Raw genomic sequence first — 23,115 nt, 5'->3', positions numbered from 1 at the left:
CTCAGATCAGCTCGTCCGGCTCGGCGAACGCCACTTGATTGCGGCCGTTGCGCTTGGCTCGGTAAAGCGCGGCATCGGCGGCGGCGAGCAAACGGGTCGGGGAACAGGCCATTGGCGGCTGGAGCGTGGCCACGCCGATGCTGATGGTCAGGTCGAGGCGCGTCTCGTCGCAGATCGGGTGCAATGCGGCCACTGCCATGCGGATCCGCTCGGCCTGCTCGCCAGCCTGGCGGGGGTCGACGCCGGGCAGCGCTATGACGAATTCCTCGCCGCCATAGCGCGCCACCACGTCGCCGGCGCGCTGACCGTGTTGCTTGAGCGTGGCGGCCACCAGACGCAGGCATTCGTCGCCGAAGGGATGCCCGTAGGTATCGTTGACCTGCTTGAAATGATCGATATCCAGCATAAGTACCGAAAGCGGCTTCTCGACGCGCTGCGCGCGGCGGATCTCTTCGTCGATCATCAAATCGAAGTGACCTCGGTTGGACAACTGCGTCAGCGCGTCGGTAATACTCATCCGGGTGAGCTGTTCGTTGACCCGCTCCAGGCCGCGCTTGGCCTCCTCCAGCGCTCGGGTTCGCTCGGCCACCCGCGCTTCCAGCGCCTCGTTGGTGCGCCGCTGCATCTCTAGCGTCTGCTGCTGCGCGTGCAGACGCGACTCACGCTCCTGGGCCAGCGCCTCCACGGCCCGTAGGGTGCTGTGCTGGGCTTCGATGCGGCGCTCACGCTCGTGGTTGATGCGCTCGGCCAACGCCATCGACAGCAGCACGAACTCGACGAACATGCCGATCAGCTGACCGTTGAGGGTCCAGAGGTTCAACGGCAGCACGCCCTGCAGGGCCAACAGGTGGGCGACGGTGAAGAACAGCAGCGTCGACCAGGCTATGGTGAACCGGCCCGCTGAAGCATTGCCACGGATCCACAGCGTGATGGTCACCGCGATGGTCAAGCCGCAATGGAGCAGTGCTATCGCTTCTATCGCCAGATAGCGCGTCAGGGCCGGTGCGAACAGGATCGCCAGGAGCACTACGGCCCAGTAGCCCAGCAGCAGCCGCGTGACCAGCCAGACCCAGCCGCCATAGCGGCGGATATTCAGGAAGCGACTGGCGAACACCAACGGGGTGAAAAAACACAGCGCCGCCGAAAGGCCGTAGAACCGATGCGAGAATCTCGGCGATTCAGGCCAGAGGAACAACTGGCCGAATCCGGTGATGGTCAGCACGTAAAACAGCGCACTGAGCAAGTAGATGACATAAAGCAGATAGCTGAGGTCGCGGGTAAACACGAACAGGCTGCAGTTGTAGAGAAGGATTACCAGCATGCCGCCGAAAAACAGGCTGATCATGGCGACATCGGAGATCTTGCTGGAGATGAACCCCGTTTCGTCGGCGATCGTCAACGGCAGCGCGATCAGCTCACGCGACTGCACACGCAGGTAGACCACCGCTTCTTCTTCGGCATGCAGGGCCAGTGGATATACGAAGTTATGATCGGCCCGTAGTCGCTCACGCATCGGCAGGGTGTCGCCGGCCCGCATCGGCGGGCCCCATTGCTCGCGCGCCGGGTAATACAGCTGTACGCGAACTTGGTCCAAAACCGGCCACTTCAGGCTGAGATACCAGATGCCCTCTCGGGCGGCAGGGTTACGTAGGGAGAATCGCAGCCACACGCCGTCGGGTTGCCGCTGTAAACTGGGCCGCTCGAGGGGTTGCCAGCGCCAGGCAGCGCTACGGGCGGTGTCGAAATCTGCCTCCGGATTACCGGAGAGGTACTCGATGGGCCCAACCTGTAGGTCACGAAGGTTGTGCGAAGCCATTCTCGGCGTGACGTCCGCCGTCGCCTGCCCAACATAGGCCATCAGCAGGACGAACAGGGCGACGATCGACGATGGTTGGCAACGCATTCGCTAAAGCCCTTTGAAGTTTCCCTGACACCCAAGCAGGTCGGCGGCTGGTACGGATGTCGTGCTGCTGGCGTCAAAAACGATACGGCTATTGTCGCTTCGATGCCAGCGCCGTGTCCTGACATCGGACGAGCCGGCAAGGCGCTCTGCGCGTTCGGAACGCGCGCCGGGCGGACGAGTCTGATGACGGGCAGGAATCGCTGCCACTGATCCGGGGTGCTTTTTCGCATGTGTTTTGCCCCAGGTGTGGCTCGCGAAATCCGATGGCCTGCTAGACTCCCATCTTCTCGCCGATGCTCACGAGGCCGCGCGAGACAATCCAAAACAACCAATAAGGAGTGAATCCATGAAAGGCAAATCCTTGGCATGGATATTTTCCGCCGCTTTGGCGGGGACTGGGCTGAGCGGTGTGGCTCAGGCGCAAGAGCAATTCGTGACCATCGGCACCGGTGGCCAGACAGGCGTTTACTATGTCGCCGGGCAGTCGATCTGTCGCTTCGTCAACCGCAACGCTGAAGACCTCAAGTGCAACGCCCCCGCCAGCGGCGGCGGCGTAGCCAACGTCAATGGTCTGCGCAGCGGCGAATTCAACTTCGGCATCATGCAGTCGGACCATCAGTACAAGGCCATGGAAGGTCTGGAGCCATTCAAGAGCGAAGGCAAGATGGATGACATCCGCGCTGTCTTCTCGCTGCAGAGTGAGGTCTTCACCGTGCTGGCGCGTCGCGACGCCAATATCAAGGGCCTGGACGACCTCAAGGGCAAGCGCGTCAACATCGGCAACCCCGGTTCCGGTCAGCGTGACACCCTCGAAGAAATCATGAAGGAAAAGGGCTGGGACAAGTCGGTCTTCGCCCTCGCCGCGGAGCTCAAGCCGGCCGAGCAGGCCAGCGCCCTGGGCGACAACAACATCGATGCCATGACCTATTTCGTCGGTCATCCGAATGGCGCGATTCAGGAAGCCACCACCACCGTCGACGCCGTTCTGGTGCCAATCACCGGCCCGGAAATCGACAAGCTGTTGTCCGAGAAGAGCTACTACACCAAGGCTGAAATCCCAGGTGGCATGTACAAGGGCAATGACAGCGCCACTCAATCGATCGGCGGCAAGGCGGTGCTTTCCACCACTTCCAAGGTCGACGCGGATGTGGTCTACAAGCTGGTCAAGTCGGTGTTCGAGAACCTCGAGCGCTTCCAGCGCCTGCATCCGGCATTCAAGGATCTGAAAGCCGAAGACATGATCAAGGTCGGCCTGTCCGCACCGCTGCACGAAGGCGCCGAGCGCTACTACAAGGAACGTGGCTGGCTGTAACGGGCTCCGGCCTGCTGCATCGAAGCGGCAGGCCTGCCGTCCGCGGCTTTCGTCTGAAAACCCGTGTGCCCCGTGCCACGGGTTTTCGCGGTTCCGATACCTGAAAAAACAGGCCACATTCCATGCAAGACAAAGAACTCTCCACAGAAGAGCTGATCGCCAAAGACGTCGGTGCGCGGATGCCCGAAGGCGCCATGGCGAAACTGATCGCAGGTCTGGCGCTGCTCTGGTCGCTCTTCCAGCTGTGGATCGCCTCGCCGCTGCCCTTCATGTTGCGCATCGGCGTGTTCAACAATACCGAAGCCCGGGCGATTCATTTGGCGTTTGCCCTGCTCCTGGCTTTTCTGGCATACCCCGCATTCAAACGGTCGCCGCGCGATCGCGTGCCATTGATCGATATCGCGCTGGGGCTGATCGCCGCGGCCAGCGCCGGGTATCTCTTCGTCGCCTATGAGCAACTGGCGCAGCGTCCCGGCAACCTGACCACGCTGGATCTGGTCACTGCCTGTATCGGCATTCCCTTGTTGCTCGAGGCCACGCGCCGCGCGCTGGGCCCAGCGCTGGCGATCATCGCGCTGGTCTTCCTCGGCTATAGCCTGGCGGGGCCGTACATGCCCGGCCTACTGGCGCACCGTGGTGTCAGCTTCACCGCCCTGGCCAACCATCAGTGGATCACCACTGAGGGCGTGTTCGGCATCGCGCTGGGTGTGTCCACCAGTTTTGTCTTCCTCTTCGTCTTGTTCGGTGCGCTGCTCGAGCGGGCCGGCGCGGGTCATTATTTCATCCAGCTGGCGTTCAGCATGCTCGGCCATTTCCGTGGCGGGCCGGCGAAGGCGGCGGTGGTGGCGTCGGGCATGACCGGTCTGATTTCCGGGTCGTCGATCGCCAACGTGGTCACCACCGGTACCTTCACCATCCCGATGATGAAGCGCACCGGGTTTTCAGCCGAGAAGGCCGGCGCGGTGGAAGTGGCGTCCTCGGTGAACGGCCAGATCATGCCGCCGGTCATGGGCGCTGCGGCCTTCCTGATGGTCGAGTACGTCGGCATTCCCTACGTCGAGGTGATCAAGCATGCCTTCCTGCCGGCGCTGATCTCCTACATCGCGCTGGTCTACATCGTTCATCTCGAATCGCTCAAGCTGGGTCTCACCGCGCTGCCACGGGCCAGCGTGGCCAAACCGTGGGTGCAGCGGCTGATCGGGTTCGCGTTTGGCGTTGCCCTGATTTCCGGCATTTCATTGGCCGTCTATTACGGTCTTGGCTGGATGAAGCCGGCCCTCGGCGACGCGGCGATCTGGGTGATCGGGGCGCTGTTGACGGCGGTCTACCTGGCCCTGCTGAAAGTCGCGGCGAGCAATCCGCCGCTGCCACCGGAAGACCCCGACGCACCACTCGAGAAGCTGCCGCAGACGCGCCCGGTATTGTTGGCCGGCCTGCATTTCCTGCTGCCGGTGGTCGTGCTGGTGTGGTGCCTGATGGTCGAACGGCTGTCGCCCGGTCTATCGGCCTTCTGGGGCTCGGTGATACTGGTCATCATCCTGTTGACCCAGCGTCCGCTGCTCAGTTGGATGCGCCGCGATGGCACCCACCAGCACGGCACCTTCGTGGACGGTGTGGTCGATCTGCGTGAAGGCTTGATTGCCGGCGCGCGCAACATGATCGGTATCGGCATCGCGACCGCTGCGGCAGGGATCATTGTCGGCGCGGTTTCACAGACCGGTGTAGGTCTGGTGCTGGCCGATCTGGTCGAGCTGCTGTCGATGGGCAACCTGATGTTGATGTTGCTGCTCACCGCGTTCCTCAGCCTGGTCCTCGGCATGGGACTGCCGACTACCGCCAACTACATCGTGGTGTCGAGCCTGCTGGCGCCCGTTGTCGTGGCGTTGGGGCAGCAGAGCGGGCTGATCGTGCCGCTGATCGCGGTGCATCTGTTCGTCTTCTACTTCGGCATCATGGCCGACGTCACGCCACCCGTTGGCCTGGCTTCGTTCGCCGCCGCGGCGGTGTCCAAGGGCGATCCGATCAAGACCGGCATCGTGGCGTTCTACTACAGCCTGCGCACCGCCGCGCTGCCCTTCCTGTTCATCTTCAACACTGACCTGTTGCTGATTGACGTGGACTTCTGGCACGGCGTGGTGATCTTTATCGTCGCGACGGTGGCGATGCTGATTTTCGCGGCTGGTACACAGGGTTACTTCCTGGTACGTAGCCGCTGGTATGAAAACATCCTGCTGTTGCTGGTCGCCTTCACCCTGTTCCGTCCCGGTTTCTGGATGGATATCGTGCACGACCCCTATCGTGACATTCCGCCGTCACAGCTGGTCCAGGCGATGGGCGCGGTGGAAGAGAACAGTCAGCTGCGGTTGCGCATACGCGGTGAAGATGCGGTCGGCGATACGCGTGAGTTCAGCCTGCTGGCCGCCATTCCTGACGGCGAATCCGGCGAAGAGAAGCTGGAAAAGTTCGGCCTGATGACTTACGAGGAGGATGGCAAAGTGCTGATCGACAGCGTGACCTTCGGCAGCCCCGCCGCCGAACTGGGTCTGCAGTTCGATCAGGAAATCGTCGCGGTGCGCGCGCCCACCGATCGTATGGTCAAGGAGTGGATGTGGTTGCCCGGCCTCGCGCTGTTCGGCCTGGTGATCTGGTTGCAGAGACGACGCAGGGTACACTGATCGGCGTAACCGACGGTCCGACCCCGGCGTGCTCAGCATCGCCGGGGTTTTTTTCGACCTGCCGAAAATCCGGTCGTCGTCTATCCCTGGCCTGAGCCGACATTGCCAGCCGGGGCGGGCGCAGTTGTGCTTCAGGCCGGCTTGCCGGGTAGCTGATGCTCCGCGGCATTAACGTCAAGGGTCGGTTCGGTCGGGACGCGGCCCTTGCCACTGGCATGGCCTTCCAGCGCCGCATAACCGGCGCTGCAGAACAGCGAATTCAGGCGTTTCATGTCGGCGATCAGCTCCAGATGCGTAGCGCTGGTTTCGATGCTTTCTTTCACCTGTTGATGCAGTCGATGCACGTGGGCATGTGCCAGCTCGCGTTCGAGCTTGCGAAACTGACGCTTCTGCTGCAACAACTGGCGGGCGCTGTGAGTATCGCCGGAAAGGAAAACCGACAGGCCCAGGCTCAGATTGGCGCTGAGGAGTGCGTGCAGCTGGCTGAGTTCGTCCAGGCCCCGGTCGGAGAAGGATCGACGCTTGGAGGTCTTGAGGTTGTGCACTTTTCCGAGCATGTGCTCGATGATGTCGCCGGCCTGCTCCAGATTGATCGCCAATTCGATGATTTCCGCCCAGCGCTGGCTTTCCTGCTCAGCCAGGTCTTCACGCGGCATACGCGCCAGGTAGAGCTTCACACCGCTGTAGAGCGCATCGACATCGTCATCCAGCCGACGGATTTCCTCGCCCGGCTCTGGCCGATCTTCATGCAGCGCTTCGCGCAGGTGCGCCAGCATGGCTTCCACCAGATCGCCGATGCGCAAGGTTTCGCGTACCGCATTGGCCAAGGCCAGCGTCGGCGTATCCAGCGCGGTGGGATCGAGATGTCGCGGCTGCGCAATGCCGTTATCCACCAGCCGCTCCGGCAATAGGCGTTCGCACAGTCTGGCCATCAGGCCCACCGTGGGCAGTAACAGCACGCAGCGCAGCGAGTTGTACGCCAGATGAAAAGCGATGACCTGGGTCTGGACGCTGAAGCCCAGGGTCGCCATCCATTCGACCAATATCGGCAGCAGCGGCAAGACCAACAGACCGGCCAGCTTGTAGAGCAGGTTGCCAAGCGCCACCCGACGAGCCGGCACGAGTTGCGGGGTTGCGTTGAGCCACGCCAGCACGCCGCTGCCGATATTCGCGCCGATGACGACACCGAGGGCGACCGGCAGGCTGATCAATCCGGCACCGGCGAGGGTCGCGGTCAGTAGAACCGCGGCCAGGCTGGAGTACGAGAGCACGGCGAACAACGCCCCCACGACCGCCGCCAGCAGAGTATCGCCGGCCAGCGAGGAGAACAGCACACGCATGCCGCGTGCCTCGGTGATCGGCTCGGCGGTGACCACGATCAGTTGCAGCGCCAGAATGATCAGACCGAGGCCGATCAGCACGCGCCCGAGCTGGCCGGCGCGGGTTTGCTTGCGAGACAGAAACAGGCACACCCCGACCAGGGTGCACAGCGGCGACAACCACGACAGGTCGAAGGTCAGAATCCGCGACATCAACGCCGTACCGACATCGGCACCGAGCATGATCGCCAGCGCCGTGGGCAGGGTCATCAGGCCCTGGGACACGAAGGAGATAGCCAGGAGTGCGGTGGCGTTGCTGCTTTGCACCAGGGCGGTGACACCGATACCGGCAGCGAACGCCAACGGCGAGTTAGCCATGCTGTGGCCCAGCAGCCGCCGTAAATGCGAGCCATAAACGCGCATGATCCCGGTACGCACGATATGTGTGCCCCAGACCAGCAATGCGATGGAGGACAGCAGGTGCAACAACGTCAACATCAGGCACGGCCTTCGGCTGTTCGGTGATCGGCGGCCACGACACGCCACGCCAGAGGCGGTGGTGAGCAGTGGATGATGATCGGTTGACCGTTTCTGGAAGCCGGATGTTCACGAAAGGTTCATCCACGGCGGCGCCGTGGATGCGTCTGTCGTTCAGCGTGGCGAGTAGTAGCCCACACCGAGCAACACATCATCGACCCGGCGGATCAGCGAATGCTTCTGCTCCACCGCATTGGTGGCAGGGTTGCGCCAGACATAATCGACCGTCCCGATGCCCTTGTCCTTGGCCAGCGCGATCATCTGCTTGAACAAGGGGGTGCCGGCGGCGTCGGTGATCTCGCGAACATCGACACCCACCAGGTTGGGCGAGGCACCGCTGGCGCGGTACTTACCGTCCTCCAGACCGATGACGAAGACATATTCGTCGTTCATCACGAAGCCGCCCTGCGGATCGTTGAAGGCCTTGAAGGCCGCCTCGCCACCCGAGTGCTTCATCAGCGCCACGGCCTTATCCAGCATCTTCTGCGCCTGCTCGGCGGAGGAGCGCGGTATGTAGTAACCGACCACGAGTATCCGGTCGCCAACCTTGCGATACAGGCTGACCTTGTTTTCCACCTTGTTGTCGGCCGGATTCAGCCAGTGGTACTCGACCTGACCGTTATCGGCCGCCTTGGCCTGCTCGATGATCTCGTGAATGAACGGCTTGCCGGCGGCGTCCTTGAGGTCCATCACGTTGAGCCCGACCAGCGCGCGCGACGCGCCGTTGCTGGCGAGCATGGTGCCGTCCAGGCTGAGGGTGAAAACGTAGTGCTGGCCATCGACGAAGCCGCCTTGGCGGTCGTTGAAGGACGCCAGGGCCTGTTCCGGCCCGTTGCTTTGCAGATGCGCGAGGGCGCGGTCGAGCAGGGCGCTGGCCTGGCGCGCATGGCTGCGTTCGACCGAGCCTTTGGCCTGGGCACCCTCGGTGGTGGCATAGGCCAGCGGTGAGGCACAGAGGGCTGCGCCCAACGCGACGATCAGCAGGTTCCGGTTGTTCAATTTCATCGATTGCTCCTAGCCTGAGGCAGGCGACAGGGTGCAGAGGTGCATGAGGGACTGCCTGCAAGGAAATATCCTATTTGCCGTGAGGGAATTGATATTGATCACAAGGACCGTTGATTACCTGCGAAAGGCGTAGGGAAAAACGTCGCACCGGCCATCTGCGACACCGCCCGCGGCGCGAGCGGAACTTGCTACCCTTGGCCGCTGATTCCGTCGAAGCCGCCGCCATGCTCAGCCTCTACCACGCCCCCGATCTGGAAACCCTCGGCGAACTGGCCACGCGCCTGCTCGCCCAGCCACTCGCCGACCCCTTCGCCCCGGCGCGGGTGGTGGTGCCGAGCCAGGGCATGGGCCGCTGGCTGACGCTGGAGCTGGCGCGCAAGCAGGGCATTGCCATGCAGCTGGAGATGCAACTGCCGGCGAAATTCGTCTGGGACTTGAGCCGCACCGTGTTGGGCAGCCTGCCGGAGCAATCGGCGTTCTCCCCCACGACCCTGACCTGGCGCCTCTACGGCTGGCTCTGCGAGCCGGTCAATCTCGAACTCGCGCCGCGCCTGGCGCAGTACCTCGATGGCGGCGACGAGCGCCGGCGCCGGTCCCTCGCGGCGAAGATCGCCGACGTCTTCGACCAGTACCTGCTCTATCGCGATGACTGGCTGGCGACCTGGGAACGCGGCGAAACCCTCGACCTCGGCCCCGACGAAGCCTGGCAGGCGCTGCTCTGGCGCGAACTGACCAAGGACGGCCACCCGCACCGCGCGCGCCTGCTCGGCGATCTGCTGCAACGTCTGTACCGCGACGAGCCCTTGCCCGGCCTGCCCGAGCGTCTGCTGGTGTTCGGCATCAGCAGCCTGCCGCCACACCATCTTCGCGTGCTCGACGGCCTGGCGCGGCATATCGACGTGGTGGTCTGCGCGCTCAACCCGAGCCGTGAGGCCTGGGGCGAGATTCGTGACATCCGGGAATTGGCCCGGCAACCGGAGAGCGGAGCAGACGATTGGTATCTGGACGTCGGCCATCCGCTGCTGGCCAGCCTGGGTAAACAGGGCCGCGACTTCTTCGATTCCCTGTTCAGTCTGACTGCCAGCGAAGGCAGCCAGGAGTTCGGCCTGTATTCCGAAGACGAAGACCTGCACGATGACAGCCTGCTGCATGCCTTGCAGAACGACATCCTGCGCCTGCGCACCCGCCTGCCCGATGAGCGGATCACCCTGGCCGAGAACGACCGTTCGCTGGAGGTGCATATCGCCCACTCGCCGCTGCGTGAGGTGGAAATCCTCCACGACCAGCTGCTGGCACGCTTCGCCGCCGACCCGGCGCTGACGCCGGATCAGGTGGTGGTGCTGACCCCCGATATCGAGCGTTACGCGCCCTTCATCGAGGCGGTGTTCGCCCCGCGCGAGGGCAGCCCGCGGATTCCCTACAGCCTGGCCGACCGCAGCCTGCGAGCCGAGATGCCGCTGATCGAGGCCTTCCTCGAATTGCTGATGCTGGCCCAAAGTCGCTTCGCCGCCGAGGAAATCCTCGCTTGGCTGGAGCAGCCGGCGATTGCCCGCCGCGCCGGCATCGAAAGCGAGGACCTGCCGTTGCTACGCGATTGGCTGCGTGAAGCCGGGGTGCGCTGGGGCCGCGACGGTGGCCAGCGCGCTCGCTTGGGCCTGCCGTACGAATCAGCGTTCACCTGGCGCCAAGGGCTGGACCGCCTGCTGCTGGGTTTCGCCGCGCCGCCGCAGCTGGCGGGCGACGACGCGCCGCTGCTCGGTGAACACTGGCCGCTGGATGCCCTGGAAGGCGCTCGTGCGCAGTTGCTGGGACGGGTGGTGGAGTTCGTCGAGCGCCTCGGCATGCTGGCCGATCAGCTGGCCCGGCCGCGTCCGCTGGCCGAATGGGCGGATGATTTACAGGTGCTGATCGACACCCTGTTCGACGAGCGCGAAGCCGGCGATAGCTTGCTGCTGTTGTCCCAGGCCTGCGCGGCGCTGCGTGACCAGGCCCAGGCCGCCGACCTGACCCGACCCATCGAGCTGGAGCTGGTGCATCAGCAGCTTAGCGCGGCGCTGCAGCAAGGCGGCGGCGCCTCGGGCTTTCTAACCGGTGCGGTGACTTTCTGTACCATGGTGCCGATGCGCAGCCTGCCGTTCCGCGTGGTCTGCCTGCTCGGCCTGGACGATGGCGCCTTTCCACGGCGCACGCCGCCGTCGGGCTTCGACCTGATTGGTCGTCACCCGCGGCGGGGCGATCGCGCCCGACGCCTGGACGACCGCTACCTGCTACTCGAAACGTTGCTCTCGGCGCGTGAGGCGCTGTACCTGTCCTATGTTGGTCGCGACCCGCGTGACAACGCCGTGCTGCCGCCCTCGGTGCTGCTCAGCGAAGTGCTCGAAGCGGTGGACATGACCGCCGTGCTGGCCGACGAATCGCGATCCGCCAGCCAGAAGATCCTGGTCGCCCACCCGTTGCAGCCGTTCTCGCCGCGCAATTTCGGCCACGTGCCCTGCGCCGGTTACTCGCTGCCCTGGTTCCTCGCCGCCCAGCGCCTCGCCGAACCGCCGCAGGCCCAGCCGCAACCGTTCGCCAGCCTGCTCGCCGAACCGGATGAGGCCTGGCTGACTATCGAACCCTCGCAGCTGTTGCAGTGCTTCCGCCACCCGGCGCGCTTCCTGTTGGAGCAGCGCCTGGGTTTGCGTCTGGCCGATGCCCAGGAGTCGCTCGCCAGCGACGAGCCGTTCGACCTGGAAATGCCGGCCTGGAACGGCCTGCGGCGCTTGTCCTTGCAGGCGATGGAACACGGCTGGAGCGATGAGGACGAACGCCGCATGGCTTGCGCGGCAGGCTGGCTGCCGACGGGTGAATTGGGACAGGCGCTGTGGGGCAAGCTGCGCGGGCCGGTGCGTGCCTTTGCGCCCCGGCTGTTCGAGCTGCGTCCGGACGCGGCGCCCGAGCCGCTGGCGGTGGACATCACCCTGGCGGGGGTGCGCGTGCATGGCTGGCTCGACGGCGTTACCCCGGCCGGACTGTTCGGCTGGAAGCTCGGCCGCCTTGGCGAATGGGATCTGCCGCCGTTCTGGCTGCGCCATTTGCTGCTCAATCTATCAGCCACGCCCGGCATCGAGCGCAACAGTCTTATGCTATCGCCCGCTGGTGACTGGCAGCTCGGGCCGCTGGCCAATGCGGCCGAGCTGCTGGAGCCCTGGCTGGCGGCCTATCGTTGCGCGATCCGCGAGCCGCTGCCATTGCTGCCGCGCAGCAGCCATGCCTTCGCCAGGGGCTACCGCAAACCGAGCCGCGGCAGCGAGCCGCTGGACTGCGCCCGCAAACGCGCCCGCGAAGCCTGGCTGGGTGCGGAGTTCAGCCCCATCGCCGCCGAAGCTGAAGACCCCTGGAATGCGTTGGCCTTTCGGGACCGCGACCCGCTGGACGAACGCTTCGAGGTGCTGGCCGAACAGCTGATCGGTCCCGCGCTGGATGCTCTGGCTGAAGAAGAGGAGGAAGCATGAAACTCGACCTGCTCGATTCGCCCTTCGACGGTCGCTCGCTGATCGAGGCCAGCGCCGGCACCGGCAAGACCTGGACCCTTACCGCGCTCTATGCCCGCCTGCTGCTGGAGGGGCAGCTGTCGGTGGGGCAGATCCTCGTCGTGACCTACACCACTGCCGCCACCGCCGAGCTGCGTGAACGCATCCGCGCGCGCCTGGCCGATCTCTTGGCGGTATATGACGGCACGCCGAGCGATGACGACTTTCTCAATCGGCTCCATGCACGCTACCCGGACGAAGCCTCGCGGCGGCGCCTGCTGCTGGCGGTGCACGGCTTCGACGAGGCGGCGATTTTCACCATCCACGGCTTCTGCCAGCGCGCCCTGCAGGACGCGGCCTTCGAGGCCGGTGGCGATTTCGACAGCGAGCTGACCGCCGATGACCGCGAGATCATCGATGCGCTGCTCGCCGACGCCTGGCGCAGCGAGTTGGCCGATGCCGATCCGGCCTGGGCGCGTTTCCTGGCCAAGAGCCGCATCACGCCGCTGTGGTTGCGCCAACGGCTGCGCAGTCATCTGGGCAAGCCCTATCTGCGGGTCGAGCCGCAGGGCGCGCCGATTGCCGCCGATCTGCGTCCTGTCGAAGCCGCCTGGCAGCGCGCCGCAGCGCTGTGGCAAGAAGCGGGCACCGCCTGGATCGCCGAGCTGCTGGCCCATGGCGGGCTCAGCCAGAGCACGCACAAAAGCATCAAGTTTGCGCCTTGGCAAGCAGAGCTGGACGCCTATTTCGCCGATCCGGCAGTGATGTTCGACCTGCCCGAGGGCGCCGCCAAATTCGGCGTCCGCGCACTGAGCAAGGCCTGCAAGAAGGGCCATGATGCGCCCGTCTGCGAATTGGCCCATGCGCTGGACGAACTGGTTGATCAAATTGCCGAGGCGCTGCCAGCGGGTAAGCAGCGGTTGATCGCGCTGCAGGTCGCGCTGCTGGAACGACTTAACCGCGAGCTGCCCGAACGCAAGGCGGCGCAGCGGCTGCTGGCCTTCGACGATCTGCTCAATCGTCTGGATCAGGCACTGCAAGGCCCGGTCGGTGAGGACCTGGCGGCCTCGTTGCGCGCCACCTACCCGTTGGCGCTGATCGACGAATTCCAGGACACCGACCCGATCCAGTACGCCATCTTCAATCGCATCTATGCCAAGGCCAGCGAGGCGTCGTTGTGTTTCGTCGGCGACCCCAAGCAGGCGATCTATGCATTCCGCGGCGCGGACCTGGCGACCTACATGACCGCCAAGCAGCAAGCCGATCGCCAGCCCTTCAACCTGCCCACCAACTACCGCTCGACGCCGGAGCTGATTGCCGCGCTGAATCGGTTGTTCGACCATCCGCAGCCGTTCGCTCAACGCGATCTCCAATACCCACCGGTGGGTGCCGCCGAAAGGCCGCGTGCCAGCTTGCGTCTGGTGGAGGAGGGCGAGGCGGCGCCGCTGTCGCTGGTCTGGCTCGGCGACGATTCGCTGGGCAAGGGCGAAGCCGCGCAGCTGGCCGCGAGCGACACCGCACGGCGTATCGCCCTGCAACTGGCAGGCGCCGCTGAGGGCCGCGCCGGTTTCGACATAAACGGCGTGTTCACGCCGTTGAAAGGTGGCGATATTGCTGTGCTGGTGGCCAACCACCGCCAGGCCGGGATGATCGCCGATGAGCTGGCCGCGCGCGGCGTGCCCAGTGTGCGCCGTGGGCGTGACAGTGTCTGGCGTAGCGAAGAGGCGGGTGAGCTGGCCGCGGTGCTCGCCGCGTACGCCGAGCCCGGGCGCGAAGGGCTGCTGCGCTATGCCCTGGCCACGCGCCTGTTGGGGCGCAGCGCGGCCGATCTCGCCCGTTGCCAAGATGATCAGCAGCAGTGGGATGCCGAACGCGAAGCCGCCGAGCGCTACCACCAGCTATGGCAGCAACAGGGCTTCATGCGCGTGTTCCGTGCTTGGCTCGATGAGCAAGCGGTGGCCGAACGGCTGCTGGGGCGGGTCGATGGTGAACGCCGGCTGACCAACCTCCTGCACCTCGGCGAACTGTTGCAGGCCGAAAGCCTGCTGCGGCCAGGGCTGGAACCGCTGCTCGCCTGGTTCAATGCCCAGCGCGGTAGCGAAGGCGTCGGGGAGGAAGCCTTGCTGCGCCTGGAAAGCGATGCCGAGCGGGTGCAGATCGTCACCATTCACACCAGCAAGGGCCTGGAATACCCGCTGGTGTTCTGCCCGTTCCTCTGGGACGGCAAACTGCTCGGCAAGAACCGTGACAGCGCCCGCTGCCACGATGGCAGCGGCCAGCCCTTGTTGGATCTGGGCAGTGACGAACTGGACGAAAACCTCGAACGTGCCCGCCAGGAGGTCTTCGCCGAGCAGTTGCGCCTGGCCTACGTCGCCCTGACCCGCGCCCGCGACAGGCTCTTGTTGCACTGGGGCCCGGTGTGTCTGTGCAAGCCGAAGAAGGACGGCAGCCTGGCCGATGAAGGCCTGCACAGCAGCGCCCTGGCCTGGCTCCTTCACGGCCGCGACCTCCCTGGCGAGCAACCGCTGAGCGAACTGGGCCAGCATCTGGCCGAGCTCGATGGCGGCGGCCTGCGTCTGGCCATCGAGCGGCTGGTCCAGCAGAGCGATGGTCATCTGGCCTGCCTGCCGCTTGAACCGCGCGAAGCCAGTGCCCAAGGGCCCGGTCGTGCGGCGGCGCCTGAGCAGCTGTCGCAGCTCAATCGTAGCCTGCACAGCGCCTGGCGAATCGGCAGCTTCTCCGGCCTGGCCGCCGGAATGCACATGGAAGCGCCGGACCGCGACGCCCTGGCCATCCCCGATGCCGGTGAGCCGGGCAATGGCTTCTTCGCCTTCCCCCGCGGCGCCCGTGCCGGGACCTGCCTGCACGCCATCCTTGAAGATTGGGCGCGCGGAAAAGGCGAGCTGCCGGAGCTGGTCGAACCCGCGTTGCAGGCCTATGGCCTGCCGCTGGATTGGAAGGAGATTGCCACGGCGCATCTGCAAAAGGTGCTCGAGACCGACATGGATGGTGCCGGCCTGACACTCGCCGCGTTGCAATCGGCCAGACGCCTGCCGGAACTGGGCTTCACCTTCCCGGTACTGGACCTGGATGTGGCACGGTTGCGCAGCCTATTGGTCGACCCGTCCAACGGCCTTGCCGAACCGTTGCGCGATGCGGCCGCACGGCTGGAGTTCGACAGCCTCAAGGGCTTTCTCAAGGGCTTTATCGACCTGACCTTCGAGCACGACGGCCGCTGGTACATCGCCGACTACAAATCCAACTGGCTCGGCCCGGACGCCAGCTACTACGGTGGTGAGCGCCTGCTGCAGGCCCTGGCCGGCGAGCACTACTACCTGCAATACCTGATCTACCTGGTTGCTTTGCGCCGCTTCCTGCGCCAGCGCCTGGCCGATTTTCAAGACGAGCAGCTGGGCGGGGCCTTCTACCTGTTCCTGCGCGGGATGCCCGAGGCGGGCGTTTATTTCGCAAGACCCGATGACGCGTTGCTCGATGCGCTGGATCGCTTGTTCGAGGACGGGCGATGAGTGCCATTCGCGGTCGAGACCGCTCCCACGGCTGGCGGGGCGGGCAGGCCTTTGTGGGAGCGGTCTTGACCGCGAATCGGCCTGCACGGCCCTTTGGTCATTATTTTTTAGGAGCGTCCGATGACCTTCGCTGATCTGCCGCTTGGCCCGCTGGAGCGTGCGTTCGTTGCGAGCTTGCAGCGCCTCGAACCGCAGACGCCAGATGAGGTGCTGGTCGCCGCGGCACTGTGCTGTGAGGCGCTGGCCAATGGCGATGTCTGCCTGCTGCTTGAACGGTTGGCGGGTAAACGCCCATGGCCGGATCAGGATTTAATCCTGCCGCCGCTTTCGACCTGGCAAGCGCAGCTGGAGGCCTCCTCGCTGATCGGCGCTCCGGGCGACTACGCGCCGCTCACCCTGGCCGGCAACCGGCTCTATCTGTCCCGCTATCAGGCATACGAACAGCAACTGGCCGAACAGCTGCTGGCCCGCGCGGCGGACGCGCCGGCGGTGGATGAAAGACAACTGAGCGACAGTCTGGCGCGCTTGTTCGCCTTCAATCAGCAGAGCCCCGATTGGCAGCGTCTGGCCGCGGCGCAGGCGGTGCGCCGGCGCCTGGCGGTGATCTCCGGCGGCCCTGGAACCGGAAAGACCACCACCGTTGTGCGGCTGCTGGCGGCACTGCTGGAACAGCCCGACGGCGAACGTCTGGCCATCGGCCTCGCCGCACCCACCGGCAAGGCCGCCGCGCGCATGGCCGAAGCGATCCGCAACGCCAAGGCCGATCTGCCGGTCAGTGATGTCGTCAAAGAAGCCCTGCCGGACGAGGCGCGTACGCTGCATCGTCTGCTCGGCAGCCGCGGCGATAGCCCCAAGGTGCGGCATGACGCAGCCAACCCGCTGGCGCTGGACGTGCTGGTGGTGGACGAGGCGTCCATGGTTGATCTGGCGCTGATGGCCAAGCTGGTCGCCGCGCTGCCGCCCAAGGCACGGCTGATTCTGCTCGGCGACAAGGACCAATTGGCCGCCGTGGAAGCCGGTGCGGTGTTCGCCGAACTCTGTGAAGGGCGCGGTTTCGATGCCCAAGCCGCCGACGATCTGCAACGCATTACCGGGCAGAACGTCCCCATCGAGACGCCGTGCTCGCGCCTTGGCGATGCGGTGGTCCTGCTGACCCACAGCCATCGTTTCTCCGGCGACAGCGGGATCGGTGAGCTGGCGCGGCGAATCAATGGCGGTGATGCGAAAGGCACTGTCGCGCTGTTGCAGGAGGGCCGCGTCGATCTGGCCTGGAATGCAACGCCAAGCTCGGGCGCCCTGGTCGAGCGACTCGAACAAGGTTATTCACCTTACCTACAGACCGCACGGCAGGCAGACCCAGCAGCGGCCTTCGAGGCCTTCAACGGCTTTCGTGCCCTGACCGCTCAGCGCGAAGGCGCCTTTGGCGTGACCGGTATCAACGAGGCGTTGGAGACGCGCTTCAAGCGTCGCCTCGGTGTGCCGGCGCGCGAACGCTGGTATCCCGGCCGCGCGGTGATGGTCCGGCAGAACGACTACGCGCTGGGCCTGTTCAACGGCGATATCGGCCTGTGTCTGAAAACCGAGCAGGGGCTGCGGGTGTTCTTCGAAGGCGACGAGGGTTATCGCGCCTTCGCTCCGGCAAGGCTGCCAAGTCACGATAGCGCCTTCGCCATGACCGTGCATAAGAGTCAGGGCTCGGAGTTTACAGAAGTGCTGTTGGCCCTGCCCGAGCAACCTAGTCCACTGCTGACACGCTCGTTGTTTTACACCGGGATCACCCGCGCCAAGCGCAAGGTGGAAATCTGGGCGTTGCCGGCACGTCTGACAGAAGCGGTCAGCACCCGCGCCGAGCGCGCCGCTGGGCTGGCCAGCCGGTTGCTGCAACAGGGGACGGCTGATGCGGCTGCGCCGCGCCAGCCACCGATGCCTGAGCCGCCTGGCGACCAGCTCAGCCTGTTCTGAACGGTATCGCAGCAAGAAGCCGGCATGAGCGCCGTTCATGCCGTTGGTTCGTGAAGTGGTTGCGCGTATCGGCGGCTGAATTCTGTTTCGATGAGCCCCTTGCGAACATCGGACACGTACGCGCAATGAAAATTTTCTTCTTTCTGCTCTGGGGCCTGCTGAGCATGTCGCTCGGCGGCACCGTGTTGCACCGGCTCTGGCTGGAGCCGACCGTTGACAGCGCTTTTGCGTTGTTTCTGATCGGCTACTACAGCCTGTGCTTCTTCCAACTGATCCGCGCCGCTTACCGACCCTGGGGACTGTTCGGGCCGCGACGACGCAGTGGCTACTGGCTGTGTCTGGTTCTGCTGCCTTTAGCGCTATTGCCGCTGAGCGCGGCCTACGAGGTATGGGAAGAAGGCGGTTATCGGGTCGACGTGGATGCTCAGAGCACGCGGCTCGGCCTGTTGGTGTTCCGCCAGTTGCTCATCTGGCTGCAGGACTTGGTTGGCTACCTCGGACCGATGCTGGTTCTGGTCGCTGTCGGGCTTGGTCTGGCTGCGCTGCTGTTGCGCCTGTCTCGTGATCAGGTGGTCCGTTAGACGATTGTTCCGGTGCGCCGCGGTTGCGACAGCGGCATTGGGATAGGGTGCGTTCTGGTCATCCGATGACGTTGGGATTTTGCAATGAAGGAACATTGGAGCAGAGGATTGCTATTGAGCCTGGCGGTCAGCCTGGGCGCTCATGCTGCAGAGGTGCGTCTGGTCACCGGCGATGATTACGGTCCACTCACCGGCAGATCGCTGGCGGGCGCCGGCATGCTATCGGAGGTCGTTCAGGCGGCCTTCGCGCTGGACGGTATAACCTCTTCGCTCGCCTGGCAGCCGTGGAACCGGGGCTATCTGATGGCCCAGCGGGGCGAATACGACGCAACCTTTCCATATATCCGCACCGAGCAGCGGGAACGGGATTTCCTCTACTCGGCTCCTTTGTACGTATCGGAGCAGCACCTGTTCAGCCGAGCGGGCGATTCCGTTGAGCTGGAAAATCTGCATCGTCCCGGTGGGTTGCGGCTATGCCTGCCGCTGGGGTGGCAGTTGCCCGCGGCCATTGAGACGCTGGTCCGTCAGGGCGTACTGGAGCGGCACTCGCCGCCAGGCCTGAGTGAGTGCGCCCAATTGCTGCTGCTCGGTCGTGATGATGTATTTCTCGCCGACCTGCATCTGGGCAACTATGCACTGCAAACGACGGCGGCGCCTCGAACAAGCTTTCATGTCTCCGACACGGTTGTCGGTCACCAGACGATGCACCTCATCGTGCCGCGCAACCAGGCGGGCGCTGACCGGTTGATCCAACGGTTCGACCGGGGCCTGGCGGCCCTGCGCGCCAGCGGCGAGTATCGGCGTCTGCTGGAGCGATTGCCTGAGAGCCGCTCCCTGGTCGCTGGTCCCTAGAACTACGGGCTCGATTCAGCTATTCAGTAGCGTCAACACCAGCGGCAGGCTGGCGGCGGCGAGCAACGTCTGCAGGGTGATGATGCCGGCCATCAGGTGGCTATCGCCACCGAGCTGGCGGGTCAGGACATAGGCGGTTGGAGCTGTAGGCAAGGCGAAGAACAGCACCAGAATGGTGGTTTCCATCGTCGGCAGATGAACGATGTGGGCCACGGCAAAGGCCAGCAGCGGCACTGCCAGCAGGCGCAGGGCGCTGTTCCAGCCGAGCGCGGGAATTTCGCCGCCGAGTTCCCGTGGTTTCAGCGCGGCCCCGACACACAGAAGCCCCAGCGGCAGGCTTGCGGCGGCGAGCAGGTTAAGCAGACGATCAGTACCGCCAGGCAAACCCATTCCGGCGAGATTCACCAGAGCGCCGGCCAGGCAGGCGAGAATCAGCGGATTCTTCAGGATCGGCAGCAACAACGAGCGCACGCTGACGCCACGTTCGGCGGTCAACGCCCATACCGACATCACGTTCACGGTGGGCACCATCAAGGCCAGCATCAACGCCGCCAGTGCCAGCCCTTCCTTGCCGAACAGGCTGCCCACCGCAGCCAACCCCAGATAAGTATTGAAGCGCAGCGCGCCTTGGGCGAAGGCACCAAAGCGCGCGGCCGGCCAGCCGCGCACGCGCTTGAGCAGTAGCAGCCCCGCCCATGCCAGGCCCAGCCCCAGCATGACCGCGCCTGCCAGACGCGGTAGCGCCGGGTTGTCCAGCGGCGCGGTAGCTAGACTGCTGAAGAGTAGCGCCGGGAACAGCACGAAGTAGTTGATCCGTTCGGCACCCGGCCAGAAGGACTCGTTGGGAAAGTCTCGCAGTCGCAGGAAATAGCCGGCGATGATCAGGGCAAACAAGGGCCAGAGGGCGAGCAGAAGGGCAGTCACGCGATACATCCAACAATGCAGGTGGTCCGATAGTGGAGCGTAGCGGCGGCGCCGGCAAGTGATGGGCGTGGCAAAGGCCCACGGCAGACGCCTGCGTGCACGTTCATCGGGAAAACGGGCGGCCTGATGTCTAAGTGATATCATCGCTGCGCCAGTACATGAGCGACGCCAATGCAAAGCCTAGAACATCAGTCTGCCGAAGATTTTCGGGATACGCCCTATGGCAGGCAGCTGCTTCAGGGGTTTCGCTTCCTGTTCTTCGTGCCTGAACTGGAACGTGAATTTCGCCGCTACCTGAATCATCAGGCGCGCCTGGCGCAACGGCTAGGTGCTTGCTTGCTGATGTTGGTGGTTGCGGGCTACCTCTATGTCGAACGGCATCTTTTTGCCCAGTCCGATCCGGCCTGGCTGCTCGAGCTCACGCTGCTGCGCCTGCTGGAGATGCTTCCCGGGCTCGGGATTCTGGCCATGTCGCTCTTCCACAAGCGGGTCAGGATCATCGCCAATCGGCTATTTCCAGTGCTGCTGGTACTGGTCGGCATCATCGCTGCGCGCATCGATATCCAGTACGAGATGCTCCAGCCGGAAATGTCGTTCCGCTATGGCGCCGGGCTGTTGATCGTCTGTTCGTTCTTCTTTCTCGGAATCACCTTCTGGCGGGCCTTGATCAGCGCGGCATTGATCGTGCTGATCGACGTGTTGATGGCTGCGATGATTCTTTCGCCCTTCGAGATGAAGGTGCACTGGATTTCGGTCAGCTATTACCTGTTGCTGCTGGTGATCGGGGCGACCAGTCGCTATGTCCATGAATACTCGCAGCGCGAACAATTCCTGGTGCGCAAGCTGCTCGGCTGGGTTGCGCAGCACGACGCACTGACCGGGCTGGCCAACCGTCGCAGCTTCGACACCGCGCTCAACCAGACACTGTTGCAGGCACGGCGTGATCGTCAGCCGCTAGCGCTGCTGCTGCTCGATCTGGATAACTTCAAGGCCTACAACGACAACCTCGGCCATCCGGCCGGCGATGCGCTGATCCGAGACTTCGGTGCCTTGTTGGATGGCTTCTCGCGACGGCCAATGGATCTGGCGGCGCGGGTTGGGGGCGAGGAATTCGCCGTGCTTCTGCTCAATTGCGATGCTGCGTCGGCGCAAGCCATTGCGGGACAGATACTGTCGACGCTCGCCGAACGTGCTATCCCCCATCCCGCATCGGCACAGGGGAATTGCGTCACAACCACCATCGGCGTCGCGATGTGGCAGCCGGGGCAGACCGCCGAACAGCTCTATCAGGCGGCCGATGCCGCACTGTATCGAGCCAAGCAGGCCGGCAAGAATGGCTACGCGTTGAGCCCTGCTCTGTCAGCGGAGTGAGCGCTGCGCCATTCAGCGCCGCGGCGTGACCGGGCGGGTGCGGCCGCTGCCGTCGATGGCGACGAAGACGAATACCGCCTCGGTCACTTTGCGCCACTCACTGGACAGCGGGTCATCGCTCCAGACTTCCACCAGCATGCGAATCGAGCTGCGCCCGATTTCCAACGTCTGGGTATAGAAGGACAGCTGCGCGCCCACGGCCACGGGCACCATGAACGCCATGCGGTCGATGGACACCGTGGCCACGCGGCCGGCTGCCACGCGGCTGGCCATGGCGGTCCCGGCCAGATCCATCTGGGATACCAGCCAACCCCCGAAGATGTCACCGAAGCCATTGGTTTCGCGCGGCAGGGCGGTCAGCTGCAGGGCCAGATCGCCCTGTGGGATTGGGTCTTCCTGTTCGTATTCTTTCATCGGGTTGGACTCGCGGCGCGTTTGTTGTTCTGGCGCGAAATGCCCACGGTAGTGCGGGCCGGGCCGAGTATAGCGGCTGTGCGTGGCCGCAGCGACTGAAGCGAAACAAGTTCCTGATCGTCACCAGATTGTCATATTCAGTTCATAGAGTGTTCACACGGCCTGCAGACAATGGCCCCCGTTCCAAACACTGACACACCCCTGCTAGGAGCATGGAATGAAACTGAATCGTTTGATGGCGGCCTTGACCTTTGTTGCCGCTGGTGTAGGCGCTGCCAACGCAGTGGCCGCGGTTGATCCGGCACTGCCGGCCTATGAGAAGACCTCCGGCGTTTCCGGCAACCTATCCAGCGTCGGTTCCGACTCCCTGGCCAACCTGATGACCCTCTGGGCTGAAGACTTCAAGCGCAGCTACCCGAACGTCAACATCCAGATTCAGGCCGCTGGCTCCTCCACCGCACCGCCCGCGCTGACCGAAGGCACGGCCAACCTCGGCCCGATGAGCCGTCCAATGAAGGACAACGAAATCCAGGCCTTCGAAGAGAAGTACGGCTACAAGCCGACTGCAGTGCCGGTCGCTATCGACGCCCTGGCCGTATTCGTCCACAAGGACAACCCGATCAAGAGCCTGGACATCGAGCAGGTCGACGCGATCTTCTCCAGCACCCGTCTGTGCGGTGGCGAGCAGGACATCAAGACCTGGGGTGACGTGGGTCTGACCGGCGAGTGGGCTGGCAAGCCGATCCAGCTGTTCGGCCGTAACTCGGTGTCCGGCACCTACGGTTACTTCAAGGAAGAAGCCCTGTGTAAAGGTGACTTCAAGTCCAACGTGAACGAGCAGCCAGGCTCCGCTTCGGTGGTGCAGTCGATCTCCAGCACTCTGAACGCCATCGGTTACTCGGGCATCGGCTACAAGACTTCCAGCGTCCGTGCTGTACCGCTGTCCAAGGGTGGCGAGGCTTTCGAAGCCAACGAAGAGAACGCTCTGGCTGGCAAGTTCCCGCTGGCTCGCTTCTTCTACGTCTACGTCAACAAGGCGCCGAACAAGCCGCTGAGCCCGATCGACGCCGAGTTCCTCAAGCTTGTGCTGTCGAAGCAGGGGCAGGAAGTTGTGGTCAAGGACGGCTACATCCCGCTGCCGAAGAAAGTGGTCGACAAGACCATGCAAGAGCTGGGTCTGAACTAAGACATCACGCCAGCCACGCGGCGCTTGCCGCGAGT

General features: G+C 64.2%; 14 protein-coding genes. 9 read left to right on the top strand and 5 right to left on the bottom strand.

Going from position 1 to position 23,115, the window contains the following annotated elements; genetic code table 11:
- Position 1: 1 nt before the first annotated feature.
- Positions 2-1,903 carry a diguanylate cyclase gene (locus MCB86_RS13940; RefSeq protein WP_239611270.1) on the bottom strand — a complete coding sequence of 634 codons (1,902 nt, stop codon included), beginning with the start codon at positions 1,901-1,903 and terminating at the stop codon, positions 2-4.
- A gap of 346 nt (positions 1,904-2,249) precedes the next feature.
- Here MCB86_RS13940 and MCB86_RS13935 point away from each other — a divergent pair, with 346 nt between their 5' ends.
- A complete protein-coding gene (locus MCB86_RS13935) occupies positions 2,250-3,215 on the top strand; it encodes a TAXI family TRAP transporter solute-binding subunit (protein ID WP_045164069.1) in 966 nt (321 codons plus the stop codon).
- A gap of 122 nt (positions 3,216-3,337) precedes the next feature.
- Positions 3,338-5,890, top strand: a complete 2,553-nt coding sequence (locus tag MCB86_RS13930; protein ID WP_045164068.1) for a TRAP transporter permease — start codon at positions 3,338-3,340, stop codon at positions 5,888-5,890.
- A gap of 131 nt (positions 5,891-6,021) precedes the next feature.
- On the opposite strand, the gene MCB86_RS13925 is transcribed toward MCB86_RS13930, so the two are convergent.
- Together MCB86_RS13925 and MCB86_RS13920 are read right to left on the bottom strand one after the other, a co-directional pair.
- Positions 6,022-7,707 (bottom strand): Na/Pi cotransporter family protein, encoded by a 1,686-nt coding sequence (locus tag MCB86_RS13925; protein ID WP_239611269.1) that lies wholly within the window; start codon positions 7,705-7,707, stop codon positions 6,022-6,024.
- A gap of 153 nt (positions 7,708-7,860) precedes the next feature.
- A complete protein-coding gene (locus MCB86_RS13920) occupies positions 7,861-8,751 on the bottom strand; it encodes a cache domain-containing protein (RefSeq protein WP_239611268.1) in 891 nt (296 codons plus the stop codon).
- Between the two features lie 224 nt (positions 8,752-8,975).
- On the opposite strand from MCB86_RS13920, the gene recC reads away from it, so the two are divergent.
- From recC to MCB86_RS13895, 5 genes are all read left to right on the top strand, one after another.
- Positions 8,976-12,245 (top strand): exodeoxyribonuclease V subunit gamma, encoded by a 3,270-nt coding sequence (gene recC / locus MCB86_RS13915; RefSeq protein ID WP_239611595.1) that lies wholly within the window; start codon positions 8,976-8,978, stop codon positions 12,243-12,245.
- Entirely contained in the window at positions 12,242-15,790 is a 3,549-nt protein-coding gene (gene recB, locus MCB86_RS13910) for an exodeoxyribonuclease V subunit beta (protein ID WP_239611267.1), read from the top strand. The genes recC and recB overlap by 4 nt, the downstream gene beginning before the upstream one ends.
- 120 nt (positions 15,791-15,910) lie before the next feature.
- The gene (recD, locus tag MCB86_RS13905) at positions 15,911-17,752 is read left to right on the top strand and encodes an exodeoxyribonuclease V subunit alpha (RefSeq protein WP_239611266.1); all 1,842 of its coding nucleotides are present in this window, start codon (positions 15,911-15,913) and stop codon (positions 17,750-17,752) included.
- Between the two features lie 125 nt (positions 17,753-17,877).
- Complete coding sequence (locus tag MCB86_RS13900) at positions 17,878-18,333, top strand: hypothetical protein (RefSeq protein ID WP_239611265.1); 456 nt, start codon at positions 17,878-17,880, stop codon at positions 18,331-18,333.
- Positions 18,334-18,417: 84 nt separating this feature from the next.
- Positions 18,418-19,185 (top strand): transporter substrate-binding domain-containing protein, encoded by a 768-nt coding sequence (locus MCB86_RS13895; protein WP_045164062.1) that lies wholly within the window; start codon positions 18,418-18,420, stop codon positions 19,183-19,185.
- Positions 19,186-19,200: 15 nt separating this feature from the next.
- Here the strand turns inward: MCB86_RS13895 and MCB86_RS13890 are convergent, their stop codons facing one another.
- Positions 19,201-20,118: an AEC family transporter gene (locus MCB86_RS13890; protein ID WP_196298704.1), complete on the bottom strand. Its 918-nt coding sequence runs from the start codon at positions 20,116-20,118 to the stop codon at positions 19,201-19,203.
- A 162-nt stretch (positions 20,119-20,280) separates the two neighbouring features.
- On the opposite strand from MCB86_RS13890, the gene MCB86_RS13885 reads away from it, so the two are divergent.
- Positions 20,281-21,480: a diguanylate cyclase gene (locus tag MCB86_RS13885; RefSeq protein ID WP_239611264.1), complete on the top strand. Its 1,200-nt coding sequence runs from the start codon at positions 20,281-20,283 to the stop codon at positions 21,478-21,480.
- A 12-nt stretch (positions 21,481-21,492) separates the two neighbouring features.
- Here the strand turns inward: MCB86_RS13885 and MCB86_RS13880 are convergent, their stop codons facing one another.
- A complete protein-coding gene (locus MCB86_RS13880) occupies positions 21,493-21,894 on the bottom strand; it encodes an acyl-CoA thioesterase (protein ID WP_045164060.1) in 402 nt (133 codons plus the stop codon).
- A gap of 217 nt (positions 21,895-22,111) precedes the next feature.
- On the opposite strand from MCB86_RS13880, the gene MCB86_RS13875 reads away from it, so the two are divergent.
- Positions 22,112-23,080 carry a phosphate ABC transporter substrate-binding protein PstS family protein gene (locus MCB86_RS13875; RefSeq protein WP_045164059.1) on the top strand — a complete coding sequence of 323 codons (969 nt, stop codon included), beginning with the start codon at positions 22,112-22,114 and terminating at the stop codon, positions 23,078-23,080.
- The last annotated feature ends 35 nt before the right edge of the window (positions 23,081-23,115 follow it).

Origin of the sequence: Pseudomonas sp. KSR10 (assembly GCF_022355455.1) — a bacterium.
Lineage (GTDB): Bacteria > Pseudomonadota > Gammaproteobacteria > Pseudomonadales > Pseudomonadaceae > Stutzerimonas > Stutzerimonas stutzeri_E.
This window is presented reverse-complemented; position numbering and strand designations above follow the sequence as displayed.

What these genes read in the sequence shown, in the direction of transcription:
- MCB86_RS13940 (WP_239611270.1), bottom strand. Translation starts at nt 1,903, where the DNA reads ATGCGTTGCCAACCATCGTCGATCGTCGCCCTGTTCGTCCTGCTGATG.
- MCB86_RS13935 (WP_045164069.1), top strand. Translation starts at nt 2,250, where the DNA reads ATGAAAGGCAAATCCTTGGCATGGATATTTTCCGCCGCTTTGGCGGGG.
- MCB86_RS13930 (WP_045164068.1), top strand. Translation starts at nt 3,338, where the DNA reads ATGCAAGACAAAGAACTCTCCACAGAAGAGCTGATCGCCAAAGACGTC.
- MCB86_RS13925 (WP_239611269.1), bottom strand. Translation starts at nt 7,707, where the DNA reads ATGTTGACGTTGTTGCACCTGCTGTCCTCCATCGCATTGCTGGTCTGG.
- MCB86_RS13920 (WP_239611268.1), bottom strand. Translation starts at nt 8,751, where the DNA reads ATGAAATTGAACAACCGGAACCTGCTGATCGTCGCGTTGGGCGCAGCC.
- recC (WP_239611595.1), top strand. Translation starts at nt 8,976, where the DNA reads ATGCTCAGCCTCTACCACGCCCCCGATCTGGAAACCCTCGGCGAACTG.
- recB (WP_239611267.1), top strand. Translation starts at nt 12,242, where the DNA reads ATGAAACTCGACCTGCTCGATTCGCCCTTCGACGGTCGCTCGCTGATC.
- recD (WP_239611266.1), top strand. Translation starts at nt 15,911, where the DNA reads ATGACCTTCGCTGATCTGCCGCTTGGCCCGCTGGAGCGTGCGTTCGTT.
- MCB86_RS13900 (WP_239611265.1), top strand. Translation starts at nt 17,878, where the DNA reads ATGAAAATTTTCTTCTTTCTGCTCTGGGGCCTGCTGAGCATGTCGCTC.
- MCB86_RS13895 (WP_045164062.1), top strand. Translation starts at nt 18,418, where the DNA reads ATGAAGGAACATTGGAGCAGAGGATTGCTATTGAGCCTGGCGGTCAGC.
- MCB86_RS13890 (WP_196298704.1), bottom strand. Translation starts at nt 20,118, where the DNA reads ATGTATCGCGTGACTGCCCTTCTGCTCGCCCTCTGGCCCTTGTTTGCC.
- MCB86_RS13885 (WP_239611264.1), top strand. Translation starts at nt 20,281, where the DNA reads ATGCAAAGCCTAGAACATCAGTCTGCCGAAGATTTTCGGGATACGCCC.
- MCB86_RS13880 (WP_045164060.1), bottom strand. Translation starts at nt 21,894, where the DNA reads ATGAAAGAATACGAACAGGAAGACCCAATCCCACAGGGCGATCTGGCC.
- MCB86_RS13875 (WP_045164059.1), top strand. Translation starts at nt 22,112, where the DNA reads ATGAAACTGAATCGTTTGATGGCGGCCTTGACCTTTGTTGCCGCTGGT.